Genomic DNA, 20,432 nt, shown 5'->3' on the forward strand with positions numbered 1-20,432 from the left:
GCGGCGGCGCCCGCGGCCATGATCATCGACACCCCGGTGCGGGCCGGCCAGCGCATCTATGCGCGCGGCGCCGACCTGATCATCACCGCGGTCGTCAACAACGGCGCGGAAATCATCGCCGACGGCAGCATCCATGTGTACGCGTCGCTCAACGGACGCGCGCTGGCGGGCGCCTCGGGCGACGCCGGGGCCCGCATCTTCGCCCTGTCGATGCAGCCCGAGCTGGTCTCGATCGCCGGCGTGTACCGCACCTTCGACGACGGATTCCCGAACGACCAGGCGCGCCAGCCGACGCAAGTCCGGCTGGTCGGCGACCGGATCGACATCCAGTCGCTGGCGCCGGCATCGTCCCGCGCCTGAATCCCGCATTCACAGATATTGAAAAGGACCTTTTTGTGGCAAGAATTATTGTTGTGACGTCCGGCAAGGGCGGTGTGGGCAAAACCACCTCGAGCGCGAGCTTCTCGAGCGGGCTGGCGATGCGCGGCTACAAGACCGCGGTCATCGACTTCGACGTCGGCCTGCGTAACCTCGACCTGATCATGGGCTGCGAACGCCGCGTGGTGTACGACCTGATCAACGTCATCAATGGCGAAGCGACCCTGCACCAGGCGCTGATCAAGGACAAGCACTGCGACAACCTGTTCATCCTGCCGGCCTCGCAGACGCGCGACAAGGACGCGCTGAGCGAAGAAGGCGTCGAGAACGTGCTCAACGAGATGGTCAAGATGGGCTTCGACTTCATCGTCTGCGATTCGCCGGCCGGCATCGAGCACGGCGCCCTGATGGCCCTGACCTTCGCCGACGAGGCGATCGTCGTGACCAACCCGGAAGTCTCGTCGGTGCGCGACTCGGACCGCATCCTCGGCATCCTGCAGGCCAAGTCGCGCCGCGCCCAGAGCGGTTCGGAGCCGGTCAAGGAACACCTCCTGATCACCCGTTACTCGCCGAAGCGCGTCGAAGCCGACGAAATGCTGTCCTACCAGGACGTGCAGGAAATCCTGCGCATCCCGCTGATCGGCATCATTCCGGAATCGGAATCGGTGCTGCACGCCTCGAACCAGGGCAACCCGGCGATCCACTTCAAGGGCACCGACGTGGCCGATGCCTACGAGGATGTGGTGGCCCGTTTCCTGGGCGAGGAACGTCCGCTGCGCTTCACGAACTACGAGAAGCCGGGCCTGTTCCAGCGTATTTTCGGAGCAAAATGATATGCCGCTGCTCAATTTCCTCTTCCCCGAAAAAAAGAAGAGCGCGACAGCCGCCAAGGAACGCCTGCAGATCATCATCGCACGCGAACGCAGCAGCCGCACGGGCCCGGATTTCCTGCCGGCCCTGCACCGCGAGCTGATCGAGGTGATTTCGAAGTACACCAAGGTCAACCCGGACGACATCAAGATTTCGCTCGACCGCCAGGGCAACCTGGAAGTGCTCGATGTGAACGTCGTGCTGCCCGACGCCTGATCCGTCCAGGCTCCCTCTCCGATGCCCGCCGCGTGCGGGCATTGTCGTTTCCGGGACCGGCTGAGGTCCGCGGAAGCCGCCCGCCCGCCTGGCGCGGACGGCGGCTTGCGCAGGCATCCCTGGATGCCTGCTCACCGGAATGCGGATCAGGTGATGATGAAGATCATGGCGGCGCCGCCGAACATGCCGACCGCCCACAGGATTTCATATTCTTCCGCCTGCAGCGGGGCTTCGATCATGTCCAGCTTTTGAATTTCCAGATTCATTTTTTATCCTTTTAATCTATTAAACAAGAAATATTCAAGCAAATTAAAACACTCGCGCATATTGCAATGAATTGCAGGAACGCATAAAAACGATATCACGGATAATCCACCAAAACAATAAAATTGTCCGGTATTGATAAATCAATTCAGCGTGAATATATAAACCCGATATATTCATACGGCCCCGCAAAAGAAATAATCTTTTGAAGCGTAACGGGGAATAAATTTTTTCGGAGACGTGGAAATACACCGCAGGCAACGGCGCCATGCTGCGGCGAAACCCAGAGGCGGCGGGCCTACGGCGTCCCACACGAGTGCGTGGAGCCCTGGCCCATCGAAGCGGATCAATCAGCCTGCGCGGTTTTCCGGCAAATGCAGTGTGCCGATCAGCTTTTCATTAATGACGGCCAGGCGCCTGGCGCCTTGCCGATCGGACTCGGCAAGAAAGCGCGCCCAGGCCGGCATAAGATCATTCCCCGTCCTGCCGATCAGCGCCTTTGCCGCGCAAGACCTTCCCGCATTCCTGTTTCGCATGGCTTTCTCCAGTCTCAATTACGCGGTATCAGCCGAATACCAGGATTTTTGCCGCCCAGCCGCCATAGACGATGGCCAGCGGGAGCAGGCACAAGGCGATACAGGCGCCGGTGCTGCGTCCCGTCCAGACGCGCAGGCCGAGCACGGCCAGCACGCAGGACCAGAGCACCGACAGGTCGAGCCCGGCGGCGAAGCCGGCCCAGGGATGGCTGTTCGGCAGCTGCAGGAACAGGGTATTGATGGACACCATCGACAGGTCTTCCGGCGCCACGCGGCCGTCGGAGGTCAGGATCTGGAAGGCCATCAAAGGCAGCAGCAGCAGGCGCGGCACGCTGGTCCACACGCAAAAGGCGAACCAGTCGCGATAGCGCAGGCCGGTATCCGTGATCTTGCCGACGATCGAGTAATAGATGGCGAAGACGGCGAACGAGATCGGCGTAACGATCAGGGTCGCCGCCAGCGAGCTGTTGGTAATGAAGGCCGGGGTCATCATCGAGCGGGTCGATTCGCGCTGCTCGTCGGTGAAATCCGGATTCGCGGCCAGGGTATGGTCGACCAGCCAGCCGAAATCGACCGTCTGGTAATACCACCAGTACACGAGGGCGGTGCCCAGGGTGACGGCGATCAGCGGCAGCCAGCTCGAGGTGCGCGCCCTGAGGCGGTCGAATGCGGTGCTCGGGTCGAAGAACATACCCGACATGATGGAGAGGGGCGTAGCGGACATGAGGAACCTGGAAGTTAAAGGTGGAACACGAAAATGATGGCGTTCAAGGGCGTCGCATGCGGCTCAGCGCGCCGTCCATCCGCCGTCGATGACAAGGTTGTGGCCGGTGACCATGCTCGCCATCGGCGAGGCCAGGTAATAGATGCCCCAGGCGACCTCTTCGGTCGTAGCGGCCCTGCCGAGCAGCACGCCCTGCTGGATCTCCCTGGCGACATCCCCGGATTCGATCATCGACTGGTTCTGGCCGTTGACCACGAAGGTCGGGCTGATGGCGTTCACGCGGATGCCGTACTCGGCCCACTCGATCGCCAGCGCGCGCGTCAGGTTGATCAGGCCCGCCTTGCTGGCGCAGTAGGGTGCGCGCAGGCTGTTGCCGACCACGCCATGCTGCGAAGCCACGTTCACGATGCAGCCGCGCTTCTGGTCGGCCATGACCGCGCCGGCGGCCTGGGCGCACATGAAGGCGCCTTTCAGGTTGACGTTCATGACCTCGTCGAACTCGTGTTCCTCGAGGTCCAGCGCCGGCTTCAGGATCTGCGTTCCCGCATTGTTGACCAGGATGTCCAGGCTGCCGAAGCGCCGCACCACCTGCTCGATCACGAAGGGAATCGTCGGCGTGGCCTTGACGTCGAGGGTGATCGCCATCGCCTCGGCGCCGAGCCCGTTCAGCTCCGCGACGATCTCGTCCGCCAGGGCCTTGCGCCCCGGCAGTTCGGTCACGACCACCCTGGCGCCGCGCTGGCCCAGCACCTGCGCGGTGGCGCGGCCGATGCCGGAGCCGCCGCCCGTGATCAGCGCAACCGCGCCGTCCAGCCTGATCTCGCCCTTCATGCCGCCACTCCCAGCATGTGGATGCGGAACGCCAGCAGCAGGAAGGCGCCCCACACGAGCAGGACCCCGCCCAGGGCGGAAAAGCGCTTCAGTCCCGAGACGCAGACGAAGCCCACCGTCACCAGCACCGAGATCCAGATGTCGAACATGTCGAAGGTCTTCAGCGCCTCGGCCAGGAGTCCGGACTCGGGAACCGGCAGCAGCCGGTGCAGGGCCAGCAAGCTTCCCACGCCATCGTTCCATCCGCCCAGGTAGGCGGCGCCGCGCGACAGGTGGTCCAGCAGGGCCGGGGTCGAGGCCAGCAGCAGCATGCCGAACACGGCGCGGTAGCTCGGCTTGCCTCCCAGGATGTAGGCGACGATCAGGAACAGCACCGCCAGCAAGGCCACCATCAGCGTGTAGCCCATCGAGGACAGGAAGATCGTGATCGCCACCAGGTAGGGGGCGGAGCCGGCGGTCAGGTGCGGCGAGGCGGCGATGGCCTTGGCCGCGCCTTCCGAGAAATGGCTGTAGATCGACAGGGAATACAGGAACTCGATCAGGATGAAGGCGACGACCAGGCGCGAGACCTTGATGTCGGCGAGACCGGTAAACACCCGCTTGGGCTGCCACAAAACACCGTAGAGTGCATGCATAAGGATTCCAGATATCAAATGACGGATGCGCTGCGAAGGGCGGACCGGCGCACCGGCCCCTGCCTTCAGCAGAGCGTAGCCAGGACTTCGTTCAGGATGTCGAGCATCACGGCGACTTCATCCTCGGTGATGGTCAGGGCCGGGAACAGGCTCAGGCCCGCGTCGAAGTGGTAGACCAGCAGTCCCGCCTCCTGGCACAGCAGGCGGACGCGCGCCGATTCCTCCGCGCTGAACGGTGCGCCGCCCTGGACATGCGCCAGCTCGATGCCGATCATCATCCCCAGGCCCCGGACCTCGCGGATCACGGAACAGCCGCTGTTCGCCAGTTCGCTGCGGATGTGCTCTCCCAGCTCGGCCGCACGCCGCTCCAGGCCTTGCTCGGCGATGAAATCCAGGGTTGCCAGGGCCGACACGCAGCCCACCGGATTGCCGTCCTGGGTACAGCCGTACTGCAGGGCGATCTGGGCCGCCGAGATCGGCTGCACCACATGTTCGGCGAACAGGGTCGCCGCCAGCGGGAAGTAGCCCGCGTTCAGCCCTTTCGACAGGGTGATCACGTCCGGCGCCAGCTCGAGCAGGTCGGAGGCGAACATGGCGCCGCAACGCCCGGTGCCGGTCGCGACCTCGTCGGCAATCAGGAGGGCGCCGTGCGCGCTGCACAGGCGCCGCACCTCGCGGCAGTAGTCCTTGCTGGGGACGATCACGCCGCCGGATCCCAGCACGGGCTCCATGATCAGGCAGGCGACGTCTCCCGCATGCAGCGCGGTGGCAAGGGCGTCCAGCGACACCCCTTCGCGCAGCGGCGAGGGGATGGTCTGTACGTGGGGCGGAAAGTCTTCCGACTTGGCCACCTCGTCGGCCAGGATGCCGCTCACCCCCATGCCCAGGCCGGAGCAGCCGTGGTAGCCCAGGTCGAAACTCAGGATGCGCTTCTTTTCCGGCATGCCGCGGGCGCGCTGGTAGATGCGCGACACCCGCAGGGCCACCTCCACCGCGCTGCTCCCGGTCGTCGAGAGGTAGACGTGCTGCATCCGCCCTCCGCTGAGCTCGACCAGGCGCGTGCTCAGGCGCTCCGCCGGCGAATTCGTGGCATGGAACAGCGACGAGAAGCTCAGCTCCTGCAGCTGGGCGTGCATCTGGCTCACCAGTGCCGGATTGTTCAGGCCGACCGACGTGTTCCACAGGCCGCTGACCGCATCCAGATACTCCCTGCCCTGGCGGTCGACCAGGTTCACGCCCTTGCCTTTCCTGACATGGAGAGGACTGGCAAGCGCAGGAACCGAAAAAGGACGCCATAGATTACTCATGACCACTCCCCATCACGATTTCAATGAACGAACATAGCTGCGGGCGCGCAGGGCGAAGCGGACCGCGTACACCGTGCACAGCGCGATGACGCAGGCCAGGCCCAGCTCGGCGGAGATCATCGACACATATTTGTGAATCGTGTAGCCGCCCAGCACCAGGAACAGCACCGTGGCGATCATGCTGCCGATGCCGAAGCCCGCCAGCACGGCCTTGAACGGGCCCGCGGTGGCTTGCCTGGCGCCGATCGCCCGCCGCACCAGGCGGTCGACCTCGCTGAAGCCCTTGGTCCGCAGGTTGGGTTCGTCGAGCACGTGCACCAGCATCCAGTAGCCGTCCAGCTTCACGAAGGGGAAGAAGTTGAACAGTGCGATCAGGGCGTTGAAGAAGCTGAAGTGCAGCAGGGCCGCGCCGCCGGTCACCGTCCAGGCGACGAAGACCAGCGCGGACACCAGCAGCTGGACGAAGATGCCGGCCGCCGCCACCGCCAGCTTCTGCTCGCGCGAGCTGAAGCGGTAGCTGTCGCTGATGTCGCAATACACGACCGGCTGCAGGTAGAGCAGCATCAGCCCGATCTTGTGCACCTTGCCGCCGAAATGCTTGCATGCCGCGGCGTGCGCCAGCTCGTGCACCGCGATCATCGCCAGGATGGCGACGTAGATGCCGACCCAGTCGAGTACCGACAGGCCGCTGTCCGTCAGAATGGACACGCCGGCCAGGACGCCCGGATCGGCGATCAGGACGAATACCGGGCTGAGCAGGATGAGCAGGTAGCACAGCAGGGCCGGGCGGGAGAACAGCGCGTGCACGATGCCGATATGGCGGTCGAGCAGGTCGTTCGGGTCCAGCAGGTGGAAGCGCCATTTGGCATTGCCGGAGACCAGGTCCTGGGCGCGCCCGGACAGCGACTTGGCGCTTTCCAGCGCCACGTGCTGCCCCGTCAGCTGCAGCTGCTCGAGCTGGTCGAGCAGGTAGGCGACTTCCTCGGCCGAGAAGCCGGCGCAGTTCTCGGCCTGCAGTTCGGCGCGCGTCCTGCTGCCGTCGAGCGCGGCGAGGAAGCTCGCTTCGCGCTGGCCCAGCTTGAAGTATTTGCGCGTCGCCGCATTGTGGACGATGCAGCTGCCCCCTTGCGGGGGATCGACGATCACGTCCGGGTTTTTCGCGGGAAGATGGGCTTGCATGGCTCAGTTCCCCGGCGCCGCGGTCACGAAGTAATGGGTGTCGTCGGCGTGGAATTCCTCGACCATCGCCAGGCCGGTCGCCGCGGCGTGGCGGCGCAGCTCTTCCGGTTCGATCCAGGCCTTGGTGCTGCTCGACATGCTGCGCCGGGTCTCGCCGTCCCAGCCCACGAATTCACGGTAGACGTTCAGGGTGAAGCGCATTTCGTCCGGAAAGACGCGCTGGCCGAGGATGACGAATTCCTGGCCGTCCTTGTCTTCGTGCGACAGGACGTCGTGGTAGTGATCGAAGTTCTTCCAGCGGCCGCCGCTGAAATCGACGACGTTGAAGACGAACTTGCCGCCCGGGTTCAGGTGCCGGCGCACGCACTCGAACAGCCGGCGGCGCTCGTCGGCGGTGAGGAGCAGGCTGATGCTGGTGGTGCCCAGCACCACCAGGTCGTAGCGGTCCTCGAGCGTGAACTCGCACATGTTCCCCTGGAAGAAGCGCAGGCGTTCGCGCACGTCCGCGGGCTCGGCGGCCAGGCATTCGCGGGCCAGGCCCAGCATCCCGGACGACAGTTCCAGGCCGTCGACCCGCGCGCCCAGGCGCGCCAGGCCGATGCCGATCCGTCCCGAGCCGGAAGCCAGGTCGAGCACCCGTCCTTCCTTCGGCAGGAAGCGCACCAGGTGACCGACGTCGGACAGGTCGTTGCCGTTGTAGCGGTCCCAGAAATCGGCGAACTGTCCGTCGTACAGGTCGCCCTCGAGCCGGTCGATGATCTCGAGCTGGCTCAGTTTGGCGAAGATGCCGTGGTAGCCGCCGGATTTTTCTTCGTTCGCATCACGCATGGATCACCCCTTGTTCGCGCAGTTTGTCAAAGCCCTGGAGCAGGCCGCTATGGGCTTCGTCGGCGCCGATCGAGAATTTCTCGGCCAGCGACGCGGACAGGTCCGCCTCGTCGGCGCCCGCCCACCAGCCTTCGGCCATCACGGCGAGCGGCTCGCTCAGGCGCAGCACCTTGCGCGTGCCGCGCCACCAGACCAGGTGCTGGCCCAGCATGTTCACGAACACCGGGCGCTTGCCGCTGCGGGCCTGGCCGACGGGGCCGCGGTAGTACTGCAGCGGCAGGCCGTCGAAGGACACCTTGAGCGCCACGCTTTCCGCCGGCAGGTCCTTGAAGGTCGGCGAACACAGTTTCGCGAAGCCGTACAGTTCCAGGTAGAGCGAGCTTTGCTGGTAGCGCTTGCGGAATTCGCAGTAGCGGCCACCCCATTCGCTGGGCAGCTGGGTGCAGTGGCTGCAGGAGTCGCGCACTTCGCAGGTCGCGCACTCGCGCCGGCCTTCTTCGAGCTGCTGGTGCTGTTTCACGCGGATCACGATCTGGTCGTAGTCCTCGCCGACTTCGCCGATGCTGCCCGAATCGCGGCAGCTGCTCAGCTTCATGGACTCGTCGACGGCGATACGGCGCAGCATCGGGAGGCGGCAGCCGCCATAGCTCATCCAGCGGCAGCTGTTCTCGAAATGCAGGTTGTGGCGCGGGCTCGGCACCGTGATGTCGCCGCTTTCGTGGAAGGCATGCAGGTGGCGCTCGAGCTCGTCCGCGTCGCGCGCCGTGCGCATCGTGATGAAGGCGGTTTCATCGGCCTGGCCGGTCATGGCGTGCAGGTCGCTGAAGGCCACGTAGCGCATCGCCTGGCGGGTCGCTTCGACGCCGTCGAAGGTCATCGAGGCGGCGCCGTCGCTGTCATGGCCGAGGGCGTAGGTGTGCTTGGGCCAGCCGGAGGTCTCGAGACTCAGCGGCGCAATGAATTTGTCCAGGTGCTCGGACACGCGGCCGGGTTCGCCGCGCAGCACGGCTGCGCTGCGGATGTCCATGCCCGATCCGGCCCAGGAGTAGACCTCGGCGCGCGCCGCCGCCGGCATCGACAGTGGCAGCTCCAGGTGATAGATGCCCGGCGTCTGCTTGGCATCGAAATAGAATCCGGTATGCAGGACGATATTGCCGTTCTTGCCGTAGACCGAGGCCCTGGCGTAGCGGTCTTCCGCGCTCTCGGCCGGCACGATCTGCAAGGACCCGGCCTGGGCGCGGATCCGATCAAGGATGTCGCCGCTCACGACCAGGCGCGCCACGCTCGGCAGCGCCAGGGCCTGGAGCACCTCGTCGCTCAAGGCCGCCGCCTGGACATGCAGTTCGAACTGGGCGCCTTCGACCGCGCCGAGGCGGGAGGCGATCGCCAGCAGCTCGGCCGGGCCCTGGCGCAAGGCCTCGAACACGATCGCCGTGCCGCTCGCGGGCCGGTTCGCCGCCAGCCACTCCAGTTCGGCGATGGTGAGGGCCTGCGGCTGGTCGGCCGTCATGCCGAAGCGGCCGACGTCTTCCGCCGCCAGCAGGCCGGACAGATAAGGGGAGTGCAACTGGGCGCCGGCCTGTTCGCCGGTGCAGGCCCGCAGGACGTCCTCGATGCCGGCCGCCGGCAGGAATTGGCCGAGGCTGGCCGCACGCTCGGCCAGGACGGGATTCGCACCGTCCACATTGCCCCAGAAGGTGACGGACACGGTCGGCCGCAAGACCTTGAGTTCCTTGACCAGTTCGCAGACCGGTCCCAGGGTATCGGGAGAAACGAAGATCAGGTAGCCATCGGCGCGCATGCGCGCCAGTTGGCGGGACAGGTCGAGCACGCGCCCTTCGCTTTTGCCCGCATACAGCTTGGCGCCGATGCCTGCAGCGATGAGGCTGGCCGCCAGTCGGGCGTCATCCAGGGCATAACGGAAAGCGGCGACATGCCGGCCATCCAGGACGATTCTTGCGAGACCAACTGAATTCACACTTAACATTTCGAACCTGCTAATGATATTTCTTATCTTGCGGCTGAATCCGAACTGCTGATTGGCGCCAATGAGCAAAACCGCCTGTCATGAACTGCCTGCTCCAAGACGTTTTTACAGACTTGCCTTCCAATGTCGCTCGTCTTGATCCCACCACCCCCAAGAAGCCCCTGCCTTTGCCGCATCATTCCGTTCGCTGTCCGGTCGTTGCCAGGACAGTCGTTCTTGTTTCAAGACCACATGCTGTCGACCTGCACCGCTTGCCAATGTGGGAGGGGACGCGTCCCCTCCCACACCAGTTACCTGATCGGGATCAGGTCACGATGATGCCGGCGCCGATGGCGACGACGGCCAGGAAGCCGGTCCAGTAGTCGTTGCTCAGCGGAGCTTCGAGCTCTTCCAGTTTTTCGATCGACAGATTCATGATGGGTCCTTGATTTTTAGGTTGTTATTCAGCTGAAGGCTGAATCAGGTCACGATGGCCGCGCCGATGTAGTAACCGGCGATCAGGGCTGCGCCGCCGATCATGCCCCATTCCATGTCGGTCAGCGGTGCTTCGACTTGTTCCAGCGTTTCGATTTGCAGATTCATTTATTTCTCCTCTAAGTTAAATGATGGCTTTAACCACTAGAAAGTGGCGTCGCATCTATTATTAGGTGATCAGCATGCCGGCGATAATGCCGACTTCCAGTGCGATGATGGTGTATGCAATACCGTCAGCAGTGCTGATCGGGGTTTCTTGCACGTCCAGAGCTTCGATTTGCAGGCTCATAGTTTTTCTCCGTTAGATATGAAACATCGGCGCCGCCGGAGCAACGCCCCCTTTATATCCCGAACAGGATTCGGGAAGATTCCCCTTACGTTTGCAAGACAAATCTGAGAAAAATAGTAGCCCAATAAATTTTTACGTACAAGAAATTTTGAGCGAAATATGCAGACAATTCAGCGCGCATATAATCGTCATTTATGCATGAGAAATCGACAAATTTCGCGGCATTATGTAGCCGCGCGTGCGCGTCATATAATCCGGCTGATGCATGAATCGGCGACTGGAAAAACAATACGCCACGCTCACGCAAAGAATTGCGCGAGCATGGCGTATCGAATATGCGCGAACAGATCCGGCGCCTTGCCGGCGCCGATAAATCCATTCGCGAAAAGATTTAATACGGAAACCGGATAAATCACCCTTATTCCGCAAAAAATATATCTACATTATCCCGGCCTGATTGGCATGCCTTGTTCCATATTCACGTGCATTTATACAATGATCCGACATGGCTACAGGCCGAATGCGGTGTTCAGGCCCGGGCAAAAACACTTGACCACGACCACAGGCAGATCCGGCGGACTGATGACGCAGGAATACAGCTTGTCGCATCCCATGCGCCTCAATCCCTGCACCAGCTTCTGCAGCTCCTCCGCGGTCGAGCGCGAGGCCTCGCCCGCCCGGTCATGGATCGGAAGGTATTCGTAGTCGATCGGTTCCAGGCGCTCGCGCAGGCTGGTCAATGCACCATGCGCGCGCAGGCGCTGCCTGTCCATCGCCTCCGGGTCGAAGGCGGCGGCCTGCTTGGTGGTCATCACGGTGCGCGGCGCCGATGCGTCCTCGCCCATATCGGCCGCAGCGTTCACGGGGCACAGCGCCAGGATCTGCACCGCTTCCGCCAGCGCGCGGGCCATGGCGATCTGCGGATCGGGATTGGCGCCGAAACCCTCCACGGCGGCGCGCCGCTGCGCATCGTAGGGAAGATCGAGGAAACAGACGAATACGGCCACGTCCGCTTCGGAGGACACGTGCAGGAATTCGGCGCTGATGTCCTTCTCTTTCAGCTGCCTGAGGCAGCGCCAGATGTTCTCGGCTTCCGGCGGCGGAACGACGCGTTCATGCTGCTGCCCGGAGAGCGCGGTGGCGCCGATACCGAAACGGTACAGCGCGGCCAGCGCGTGACGTTCGAGCAACTCGCCGATCGCATGGCAAAGCGCCTCGGGAACCGAGTTTCCGCTGGCAATGCCGTTCGAGGAAGCCGCACTGCGCTCGCCGCTGGCGGCCAGGCCGAAAAACACGTCGCGCGCATCGATCCAGACTTCGGATCCATCGTGATGATCGACTCCCCGCACCAGCGTGCCCTGGCCGGTCCTGCCGCTTCCATCCGCCGTATCGTCAGTGCGCCCCAATAAGGCCGCGGTGGAGATGACGGACGCGCTTCCCTTGGCGCAGGCATGCAGCAGGCTGGGGTCCGCGTGCTCGAAACAATGCACTTCGAGGGCCTCCATCAATCCCGAGACCAGCGATTCGGCCCGGGTGTAGCCCTTGCCCGCATTGAAATACTCCGAGCGGATATCCGCGCGCATGACCTGGAATGCGGGACAGGCGGGCACGCCGTCGAGGGTGATGTCGATGATCTCGCTGACGCCGAACCGCGACAGCACCGGCCTGATTTTCTTCAAGGTGCCGATTGCCGAGGTCTCGCGCAGCGAGGTATTCAGCCTGCGCATTTGCCCGCCATCCTGCAAGGATTCATTCTCGGCCAGGGCCATCAATTCATCGAGTGCGCCGGCGCCGGGCAATTCGCCGTCGCGGGATACGGTATCTCTAGCCATTATTATTAATGATCATCGCCGGAGGAATAAGAATATGTAGCGCGCCGCCGGATGCGCAGGCGCGCGCAACCCCGCGCCGGCTAATTGCCGGCGCCTGGATAAAATAAGAATGAATAATGTGACAGCGCGGGTTGTCTTATTTCCCGAACCTGTCGTCCTTATTGGAGTTATTCTTGTTTTTAGAAAGCATGCTGATGACCAGCACTGCGATTCCGACCACGAACAGGAAGCCGCCCCAATATGCGTTGCTTAATGGTGCCGCCATCGTTTCAAGCTCTTCGACTTTCAACTTCATCGCCCCTCCGGTAATGGTATTTCCCGACTGCGTTTCGTTTCCCGCCTTGCTTTGCCTGCGCTTTCATTGCGAAACACGCACGTGGCGCAATGCCGCTGCATTGCAGCATTGCTATTCATGGCGCATCGATCGGCTATTCATGTGTGGCGCACTCATTTGATGCCGATCAACGCATCATTTCTTCAGGCAAATATATCGACCGCCTACCGGCAGCGCAAGCGAAATTTCGGATGCAACACATAATATGCACGCCGCGTATTTCCCGTTGTTTTACGAATAGTTCTTTTTACCCATGCTAGAATTTTTTCCTCCAGGAACTCTCCGGTGATGTGATGATCGAAGTCAAAAATCTCTCCAAGCGTTTCCGCCATGTGGAGACAAAAACGGCAACCCGGCGCGACGTGCGGGAAGCGGATGGATGGTTCAGGGCGGTGCGCGGCGTCAGCTTCCACTGCGCACCGGGCGAGGTGCTCGGGCTGCTCGGACCAAACGGCGCCGGCAAGACGACCACCTTGCGGCTGCTTGCCACCGCCCTCAAGCCGGACAGCGGCGCGATTTCGATCAATGGCGTGGACGCGGTCGCGCAGCCGATGGAGGCGCGCCGGCAAATCGGCTTCCTCTCCGGTTCCACCGGGCTGTACGGGCGCCTGACCGTCAGGGAGAACGTCGAGTTTTCCGGAAAACTGCACGGCATGCGCGGGCAGGACCTGAAGCGGCGCTGCGACGAGCTGTTCGAACTGCTCGACATGCATGACTTCGCCCACAAGAAGGCGGGTCAGGTATCGGCCGGCATGAAGCAGAAATGCGCCATTGCGCGCACCGTGCTGCACGACCCGAAAGTGATCGTGCTCGACGAGCCCACCACGGGACTGGACGTCATGGCCGCCAAGACCCTGATCGACTTTATCGGCAACTACAAGCGCCGCCGCGTGCCGCTCATCTTCTCCACCCACCACCTGCACGAGGTGGAGAAGCTGTGCGACCGCGTCTGCATCATCAACCGCGGCGAAACGGTGTTCAACGACACCACGGCCGCACTCCGGCAGGCCGGCGGCGAAGGCGGCCTGTTCGACGGATTCATCCAGGTAGTCAACGGGGGAGCTTGAAACAATGTGGACGATCTATCTGAAGGAGATGCGTGAACTCCTGGGCGAAACCAAGACCCTGATCTTCACGGTCCTGATCCCCGTCTTCGCGATTCCGGTCCTGACCCTGGGCTTCGGCTTCGTCGCCGCCAAGCTGTCGGAACAGGCCCAGAACAAGGTCATGGAATACGCCATCGTCGGCGCGCCGAACGCCCCGGGCCTGAGCGAGGAGTTTGCCAAGGACAAGAGCTTCCGCGAGGTGCGCCTCAGCCCGGCCACCAGCGTGAAACAGGCCATCGAGGACGACACCGTCAAGTTCGTGCTGGAAGTGCCGCCGGGACTCGACACCGCCCTGCAGGCGAACCAGCAGGCGCGCCTGCGCCTGCACTTCAATGCCGCGTCCTCCGGGGACGTGACGCGCGAACGGGTCGCGAAGGTGGTCGAGGCCTATGGCGAGAAGCTGCGCGAGCAGCAGCTGCCCTCGCTGCGGCTGAACCAGGCGCAGCTGGACTTCGTCCTGCTGCCGATCGCCATCGACGAGCAGTCGACGGCCAACCAGCGCGAGCGCATCGGCGCGCTGGCGGGCGGCCTGCTGCCCTACTTCCTGCTGATCGTCTGCCTGATGGCCGCCATGTATCCCTCCATCGACCTGGGCGCCGGCGAAAAGGAAAACGGCACCCTCGAAACCCTCCTGCTGGCGCCGATTCCGCGCAGCCACGCCGTGATGGGGAAATTCATGGTGCTGCTCACCATCGGCTTCACGTCCTCGGTGCTGATGGTGGCGAGTATCGGCGTGCTGTTCGGCGTCTTCGGCAGCGCCGTGGACCGCGACCTGGCCGAGGTCGCCTCAGCGATCGGCTTCGTCGACTTGTGCGCCCTGGCGCTGATGCTGGTCCCGGCCTGCGCGATGTTCGCCTCGGTGCTGCTGTCGATGTCGATTTATGCGCGCAGCTATAAAGAAGCGTCCGGGATGATGCAGCCCATGCTCATGCTGACCATCCTCCCGGTGGTGCTGGCCATGCTGCCCGGCGTCGAGCTGAACTGGATGTGGGCGACCGTCCCGCTGACCAATATCGCATTGGCAATGAAAGAAGTCGTCAAAGGGACGCTCGACTACCGCATGCTGGCGATGATCATGACTTCCAGCATCCTGATCGCCGGCGCCCTGCTGATGTGGTGCCGCTGGTGGTTCGGCCGCGAAGAGGTCCTGTTCCGCGATTGACCATGCGGCCGCGCCCCTGCGTCCTCCGCCAGGAGAGGCCGCAGGGGCAAGCCGGCCTACATGACCGGCATCGGCGACTCGTTCCCGAACTCCTCCTTGCCGGCCGCTTCCAGCTCGCGCGCCACCTTGGCGCAGGCTTCCACGTGCTGGTCGCCCATTTTCTTGAACAGCGCATAGCCGATCGCCGCCGAGGCCAGCTGTCCGGCCAGCGGCACGAACTTGGCGGTCGACTTGGCCGCGATCTTCGCGCCCGAGCGCTTGAACAGACGCATGATCAGCCCGCGCGTCACCATCTTGCCCACCATCATGCCGCCGACCGAGGCCGCCGCTTCATAGGCGATCCGGCGCAGGCGCGGGGTCAGGCGCTCGATCTGCTTCTGGGTCAGGCCGAATTCCTTGTTCACCTCGTCCACGACCACGGCGAACCCGGTCGCGTCCGACAGGATGTCGATGCCGGGCAGCGGAATCGCCGCCACCCCGGCCGACATGGCGGCGCGCTTTTTCACGATCTGCAGGCAGCGCTGGCGCGCCTGCTCGATCGCGGCGCCGGACACGGGCACGCGGCCCGACTCATCGAACTTGTTTTTGCGTCGAAACAACATATCGTCACCTCGCCTGTAGAGTGGAAAACCGGATGAATCCAGTGTACTCCCAAGCGTGAAATTGCTCAGTGGTCCCTTTCACACAACAGATCAGTAGTTGCAATTGTAAATTCCGTGTTTATCTGTAGCACTATTTTGTGAAAGTCTGATATATTTGGTTTAACCATGTAGGACTCTTCCTACAAAGGCAACCTTTCTAAAAGCGTCAACATGAAGATCGCAGTCCTCGAGCAAGACCGTAGCCAGGCAGACCTGATCTGCCAGGTGCTGAGCGCCGCTGGCCACAGCTGCCAATCCTTTGATAGCGCGAAGGAACTGCTCGCGCAGTTACGCAAGGACAGCACGGATCTGCTGGTCATGGACTGGAACGTGCCCGACATGGAAGGCGCCGAAGTGCTGCGCCGCGCCAAGGAAAAACTGGCGCCCAACGCCCCGGTCGTGTTCCTGGTCGGCAGCAATGCCGAGGACGACATCATCGAAGGCGTGACCGCCGGCGCCGACGACTACCTGGTCAAGCCGCTGCGCCGCGGCGAGCTGGTGGCCCGCGTCTCGGCCCTGCTGCGCCGCGCCTACCCGTCGCAGAACAGCGCCGAGCAGCTGCAGTTCGGTCCGTACATCTTCGAAACCCGCCCGGGCCGCCTGCTGAAGGACGGTTCGGTGATCGACGTGACCCAGAAGGAATTCTCGCTGGCGCTGCTGTTCTTCCGTAACATCGGCCGCCCGCTGTCGCGCGCCTACATCCACGAGTCGGTCTGGGTGCGCGATACCGACGTGCCTTCGCGTACCATGGACACCCATGTCTCACGCGTGCGCAACAAGCTGCACCTGCGTCCGGAAAACGGTTTCCGCCTGGTCCCGGTCTACAGCTACGGCTACCGCCTGGAAAAGCTGGGCGCCTGAACCGCCCCCAGGGATCGAGCCCTGAAACCCTGATGGCGTCAGGGTATAATGGGTGCATACCTGTTGACCCCGTCCCAGAATGCAACTGCTCGCCGTCGGCCTGAACCACACCACCGCACCGGTCTCGCTGCGCGAGCAGCTGGCGCTCGCGCCCGACCAGCTCGGGCGGGCGGTGCAGGCGGCGCGCAGCTGGTTCACGCGCCAGGGTTCGACCGGCGCCGAAGAAGCGGCGATCCTGTCGACCTGCAACCGTACCGAGCTCTACGCGGCAAGCAACCTGCCGAATCCCCTCGACGCCTCCGGCCAGTTCCTGGCGCATTATCACGCGCTCAACTACGCCGAGCTGCGCCCCCATCTCTACCTGCTGCCCCAGCACGACGCCGTGCGCCATGCCTTCCGCGTCGCCTCGGGCCTGGATTCGATGGTGCTGGGCGAGCCCCAGATCCTGGGCCAGATGAAGGACGCGGTGCGCACCGCCGAGGAAGCCGGCGGCCTGGGCACCTACCTGCACCAGCTGTTCCAGCGCAGCTTCGCGGTAGCCAAGGAAGTGCGCACCACCACCGAGATCGGCGCCCACAGCGTCTCGATGGCGGCGGCCGCGGTGCGTCTGTCGCAGCGCATCTTCGACCGCATCGCCGACCAGCATGTGCTGTTCATCGGCGCCGGCGAGATGATCGAGCTGTGCGCGGCCCACTTCGCGGCCCAGAATCCGAAATCGGTCACCATCGCCAACCGCACCATGGAGCGCGGCGAGGCGCTGGCTACCCGCTACAACGGCAAGGCGATCCGCCTGGCCGACCTGCCCGACTGCCTGCAGCAGTTCGACATCGTCGTCTCCTGCACCGCCTCGACCCTGCCCCTGATCGGCCTGGGCCTGGTGGAGCGCGCGGTCAAGGCGCGCCGCCACCGCCCGGTGTTCATGGTCGACCTGGCCGTGCCGCGCGATATCGAACCCGAGGTCGCGCGCCTGGACGACGTCTTCCTGTATACGGTGGACGACCTGGCCCAGGTGGTCCAGACCGGCATGGAAAACCGCCAGGCCGCCGTCAAGCAGGCCGAGGCGATCATCGACGCGCGCGTCGAGTCCTTCATGCACTGGGTCGGCGACCGCGCCATGGTCCCGGTGATCCGCGAGCTGCACGAATCGAGCGAGGCGCTGCGCCTGGCCGAACTGGAACGCGCCCGCAAGCTGCTGGCGCGCGGCGACGACCCCGAAGCGGTGCTCGAAGCGCTGTCGAAAGGCCTGGCCGCCAAGTTCCTGCACGGTCCCCAGCAGGCCCTGCACCATGCCCAGGGCGACGAGCGCGCCCGCCTCGCCAGCCTGCTGCCGCAGCTGTTCCGCAGCCGCCGTTAGCGCCGCTGCCGCGCCCCTGCCCGGCGCCGCGCCGGGACACCCGTTTCGCCGCCTCCCGCGGCCTTGTCCGATCCTCCGCTATTCTTGTTCCGGGAACCGTATGAAACCTTCCATGCTGGCCAAGCTGGACCAACTTGCCCACCGCCTCGTCGAACTGGACGAACTGCTGATGCAGGAAGGCGCCACCACGAACATGGACAGCTACCGCAAGCTCACCCGCGAGCATGCCGAGCTGTCGCCGCTGGTGGCCCTGTACCGCGACTACCAGCAGGCGCTGGACGACATCGCCGCCGCCCAGGACCTGCTGCTGGACCCGGAAATGAAGGAATTCGCGCAGGAGGAAATCGAGAGCGCCAAGGGCCGCCTGGCCGGCCTCGAGCTCGACCTGCAGAAAATGCTGTTGCCGAAGGACGCCAACGACGAGCGCAATATCTTCCTCGAGATCCGCGCCGGCACCGGCGGCGACGAATCGGCCCTGTTCGCGGGCGACCTGCTGCGCATGTACACCCGCTTCGCCGAGCGCAACCGCTGGCAGGTGGAGATCGTGTCGGAGTCAAGCTCCGACCTGGGCGGCTACCGCGAGGTCATCGCGCGCATCATCGGCAACGGCGTGTACTCGAAGCTGAAATTCGAGTCCGGCGGCCACCGCGTGCAGCGGGTGCCGGCCACCGAGACCCAGGGCCGCATCCATACCTCGGCCTGCACGGTGGCGGTGATGCCGGAGGCGGACGAGGTCGAGGACGTCAACATCAACCCGGCCGACCTGCGCATCGACACCTACCGCGCGTCCGGCGCCGGCGGCCAGCACATCAACAAGACCGATTCGGCGGTGCGCATCACCCACCTGCCCACCGGGATCGTGGTCGAGTGCCAGGACGACCGCAGCCAGCACAAGAACAAGGCTCAGGCCCTGAAAGTGCTGGCCGCGCGCATCAAGGACGTGCAGCTGCGCGAGCAGCAGTCGAAGGAAGCGGCTACCCGCAAGAGCCTGATCGGCTCGGGCGACCGCAGCGAACGCATCCGCACCTACAACTTCCCGCAGGGACGCCTGACCGACCACCGCATCAACCTGACCCTGTACAAGCTGGACATGATCATGGACGGCGACCTGGTCGACCTGACCAATGCGCTGGCGGCCGAGCACCAGGCGGAGCAGCTTGCCGCGCTGGGCGATTGAGCCGATCGGCATTAAGCATGGGTTAAGTTGCCAGACTGAAAATATGTGCAGGCAGGCGCGCGGACTTCGTGCGAGAATGCCCCCGATTCCTCCGTCCGAACCACGCCCTAAGAAAGCAACGCATGCTGCCTACTACCCGCCAGGTCCTGTTCGCCATCTCGTCGATCTGCTTCGCGCTGATCGCCGTTGCCCTCTATCTGCAGCACATCATGCAGATGCAGCCCTGCCCCCTGTGCGTGATCCAGCGCTACATGTTCCTGGCCATCGGCGTGTGCACCCTGGTGTCGGCCATCAGCGGCAAGGTACGCGAAGGCACGGTCCTGGCGCTGATGGCGGCGCTGGGCGGCCTGTACGCGGTCGGCAAGCACCTGTACGTGATCGCCAACCCCGGCTTCACCTGCGGGATCGATCCGATGGAAACCTTCCTCAACAAGATCCCCACCGCCGAATACCTGCCTTGGCTGTTCCGTGCCGACGGCCTGTGCCAGGGCGCCACCGACACCGTGCTGGGGCTGGCGATTCCGCAGTGGTCGGCCGTGTGGTTCGTGGCCCTGACCGCGCTGCTGGCGTGGGTGCTGCTGCGTAAAAAGCAGGCATGATCCAGGCCGGCGCCACCCTCGCGCAGCTGCAGCAAGGCCTGCCGCTCGATCCGCTGGAAAACCGCATCCTGCTGTGCCATGTCCTGCAGCTGCCGCGCGTGGCCCTGATCACCCAGTCGGAGCGGGCGCTCACTAGCGAGGAAGCGGGCCGCCTGGCCGGCCTGGTGCAACGCCGCCTGGAAGGCGAACCGATCGCCTACATCGTCGGCGAGCGCGAATTCTTCGGGCTGCCGTTCCGGGTCACCCCCGCCGTGCTGATTCCCCGTCCCGACACCGAACTGATCGTCGAACTCGCGCTCGAGCGCCTGCCTGCCCAAGCGCGCCTGCTCGACATGGGCACCGGCAGCGGCGCCATCGCGGTCGCCGTGGCCCATACGCGGCCGGACGCCGTGGTGACCGCCCTCGACCTCAGCGCCGATGCGCTGGAGGTCGCGCAGGCCAACGCCGCCGCCAACGGCGCCCGCGTGCGCTTCCTGCGCAGCGACTGGTACGCGGCGCTGGGCGGCGAGCGCTTCGGCCTGATCGCGTCCAACCCGCCCTATATCGCATCGAACGACCGCCACCTGGGCGAAGGCGACCTGCGCTTCGAGCCGGCCGGCGCCCTCACCGACCATGCGGACGGCTTGTCCGCGCTGCGCATCATCATCGATGGCGCGCCTGCCCACCTGGAACCGGGCGGCTGGCTGCTGCTCGAACACGGCTACGACCAGGCCGGGGACGTGCGCGCCCTGCTGGCCGCGCGCGGCTTCACCGAGGTCCGGAGCTGGCGCGACCTGGCCGGCATCGAGCGCGTCAGCGGAGGCCGGGCAGCAGAGGAACCCGGGGCCCCGCCTTCGGAAGGGTGACGG

23 protein-coding genes are annotated in these 20,432 nt (G+C 64.2%); 10 read left to right on the forward strand and 13 right to left on the reverse strand.

Annotated features, from left to right (window positions below):
- The 3 genes from minC to minE form a co-directional block, all read left to right on the forward strand.
- The coding region (gene minC, locus KBW98_RS18060; protein WP_211521552.1) for a septum site-determining protein MinC at positions 1–360 on the forward strand (360 nt) is incomplete at its 5' end.
- 35 nt (positions 361–395) lie between these two features.
- Complete coding sequence (gene minD / locus KBW98_RS18065) at positions 396–1,211, forward strand: septum site-determining protein MinD (protein WP_211521553.1); 816 nt, start codon at positions 396–398, stop codon at positions 1,209–1,211.
- A gap of 1 nt (position 1,212) precedes the next feature.
- Positions 1,213–1,464: a cell division topological specificity factor MinE gene (gene minE / locus KBW98_RS18070; protein WP_211521554.1), complete on the forward strand. Its 252-nt coding sequence runs from the start codon at positions 1,213–1,215 to the stop codon at positions 1,462–1,464.
- Between the two features lie 614 nt (positions 1,465–2,078).
- On the opposite strand, the gene KBW98_RS18075 is transcribed toward minE, so the two are convergent.
- From KBW98_RS18075 to KBW98_RS18120, 12 genes are all read right to left on the reverse strand, one after another.
- A complete protein-coding gene (locus KBW98_RS18075; RefSeq protein ID WP_211521555.1) occupies positions 2,079–2,264 on the reverse strand; it encodes a hypothetical protein in 186 nt (61 codons plus the stop codon).
- A gap of 28 nt (positions 2,265–2,292) precedes the next feature.
- Positions 2,293–2,988: a YIP1 family protein gene (locus KBW98_RS18080; protein ID WP_211521556.1), complete on the reverse strand. Its 696-nt coding sequence runs from the start codon at positions 2,986–2,988 to the stop codon at positions 2,293–2,295.
- Positions 2,989–3,051: 63 nt separating this feature from the next.
- Positions 3,052–3,819 carry an SDR family NAD(P)-dependent oxidoreductase gene (locus tag KBW98_RS18085; protein WP_211521557.1) on the reverse strand — a complete coding sequence of 256 codons (768 nt, stop codon included), beginning with the start codon at positions 3,817–3,819 and terminating at the stop codon, positions 3,052–3,054.
- A complete protein-coding gene (locus KBW98_RS18090; protein ID WP_211521558.1) occupies positions 3,816–4,454 on the reverse strand; it encodes a hypothetical protein in 639 nt (212 codons plus the stop codon). The genes KBW98_RS18085 and KBW98_RS18090 overlap by 4 nt, the downstream gene beginning before the upstream one ends.
- Positions 4,455–4,519: 65 nt before the next feature.
- Entirely contained in the window at positions 4,520–5,761 is a 1,242-nt protein-coding gene (locus tag KBW98_RS18095) for an aspartate aminotransferase family protein (protein WP_267876146.1), read from the reverse strand.
- A gap of 12 nt (positions 5,762–5,773) precedes the next feature.
- The gene (locus KBW98_RS18100) at positions 5,774–6,940 is read right to left on the reverse strand and encodes a site-2 protease family protein (RefSeq protein ID WP_211521560.1); all 1,167 of its coding nucleotides are present in this window, start codon (positions 6,938–6,940) and stop codon (positions 5,774–5,776) included.
- 3 nt (positions 6,941–6,943) lie between these two features.
- The gene (mpaM, locus tag KBW98_RS18105) at positions 6,944–7,768 is read right to left on the reverse strand and encodes a daptide-type RiPP biosynthesis methyltransferase (protein ID WP_211521561.1); all 825 of its coding nucleotides are present in this window, start codon (positions 7,766–7,768) and stop codon (positions 6,944–6,946) included.
- Complete coding sequence (locus KBW98_RS18110) at positions 7,761–9,746, reverse strand: hypothetical protein (protein ID WP_211521562.1); 1,986 nt, start codon at positions 9,744–9,746, stop codon at positions 7,761–7,763. The genes mpaM and KBW98_RS18110 overlap by 8 nt, the downstream gene beginning before the upstream one ends.
- A 313-nt stretch (positions 9,747–10,059) precedes the next feature.
- Positions 10,060–10,170: a daptide-type RiPP gene (locus KBW98_RS24155; protein WP_307727610.1), complete on the reverse strand. Its 111-nt coding sequence runs from the start codon at positions 10,168–10,170 to the stop codon at positions 10,060–10,062.
- A gap of 44 nt (positions 10,171–10,214) precedes the next feature.
- A complete protein-coding gene (locus KBW98_RS24110; protein ID WP_267876147.1) occupies positions 10,215–10,337 on the reverse strand; it encodes a hypothetical protein in 123 nt (40 codons plus the stop codon).
- 690 nt (positions 10,338–11,027) lie between these two features.
- Positions 11,028–12,287 (reverse strand): YcaO-like family protein, encoded by a 1,260-nt coding sequence (locus KBW98_RS18115; protein ID WP_211521563.1) that lies wholly within the window; start codon positions 12,285–12,287, stop codon positions 11,028–11,030.
- Positions 12,288–12,486: 199 nt separating this feature from the next.
- Complete coding sequence (locus KBW98_RS18120) at positions 12,487–12,645, reverse strand: daptide-type RiPP (RefSeq protein WP_211521564.1); 159 nt, start codon at positions 12,643–12,645, stop codon at positions 12,487–12,489.
- A 332-nt stretch (positions 12,646–12,977) separates the two neighbouring features.
- Between KBW98_RS18120 and KBW98_RS18125 the strand changes: the two genes are divergently transcribed.
- A complete protein-coding gene (locus KBW98_RS18125; RefSeq protein ID WP_211521565.1) occupies positions 12,978–13,751 on the forward strand; it encodes an ATP-binding cassette domain-containing protein in 774 nt (257 codons plus the stop codon).
- A gap of 4 nt (positions 13,752–13,755) precedes the next feature.
- A complete protein-coding gene (locus KBW98_RS18130) occupies positions 13,756–14,952 on the forward strand; it encodes an ABC transporter permease (RefSeq protein ID WP_211521566.1) in 1,197 nt (398 codons plus the stop codon).
- A 56-nt stretch (positions 14,953–15,008) separates the two neighbouring features.
- On the opposite strand, the gene KBW98_RS18135 is transcribed toward KBW98_RS18130, so the two are convergent.
- A complete protein-coding gene (locus tag KBW98_RS18135) occupies positions 15,009–15,554 on the reverse strand; it encodes a hypothetical protein (protein WP_229429274.1) in 546 nt (181 codons plus the stop codon).
- Between the two features lie 210 nt (positions 15,555–15,764).
- Between KBW98_RS18135 and KBW98_RS18140 the strand changes: the two genes are divergently transcribed.
- From KBW98_RS18140 to prmC, 5 genes are all read left to right on the forward strand, one after another.
- Positions 15,765–16,454, forward strand: a complete 690-nt coding sequence (locus tag KBW98_RS18140; protein WP_211521567.1) for a response regulator transcription factor — start codon at positions 15,765–15,767, stop codon at positions 16,452–16,454.
- A gap of 79 nt (positions 16,455–16,533) precedes the next feature.
- The gene (gene hemA / locus KBW98_RS18145; protein ID WP_211521568.1) at positions 16,534–17,808 is read left to right on the forward strand and encodes a glutamyl-tRNA reductase; all 1,275 of its coding nucleotides are present in this window, start codon (positions 16,534–16,536) and stop codon (positions 17,806–17,808) included.
- 100 nt (positions 17,809–17,908) lie between these two features.
- Positions 17,909–18,985, forward strand: a complete 1,077-nt coding sequence (gene prfA, locus KBW98_RS18150; RefSeq protein ID WP_211521569.1) for a peptide chain release factor 1 — start codon at positions 17,909–17,911, stop codon at positions 18,983–18,985.
- A 122-nt stretch (positions 18,986–19,107) separates the two neighbouring features.
- Positions 19,108–19,584 (forward strand): disulfide bond formation protein B, encoded by a 477-nt coding sequence (locus KBW98_RS18155; RefSeq protein WP_373888966.1) that lies wholly within the window; start codon positions 19,108–19,110, stop codon positions 19,582–19,584.
- The gene (gene prmC / locus KBW98_RS18160) at positions 19,581–20,429 is read left to right on the forward strand and encodes a peptide chain release factor N(5)-glutamine methyltransferase (RefSeq protein WP_211521570.1); all 849 of its coding nucleotides are present in this window, start codon (positions 19,581–19,583) and stop codon (positions 20,427–20,429) included. The genes KBW98_RS18155 and prmC overlap by 4 nt, the downstream gene beginning before the upstream one ends.
- Positions 20,430–20,432 lie beyond the last annotated feature (3 nt).

It is taken from the genome of Massilia sp. ST3, assembly GCF_018119405.1.
Taxonomy (GTDB): domain Bacteria; phylum Pseudomonadota; class Gammaproteobacteria; order Burkholderiales; family Burkholderiaceae_D; genus Telluria.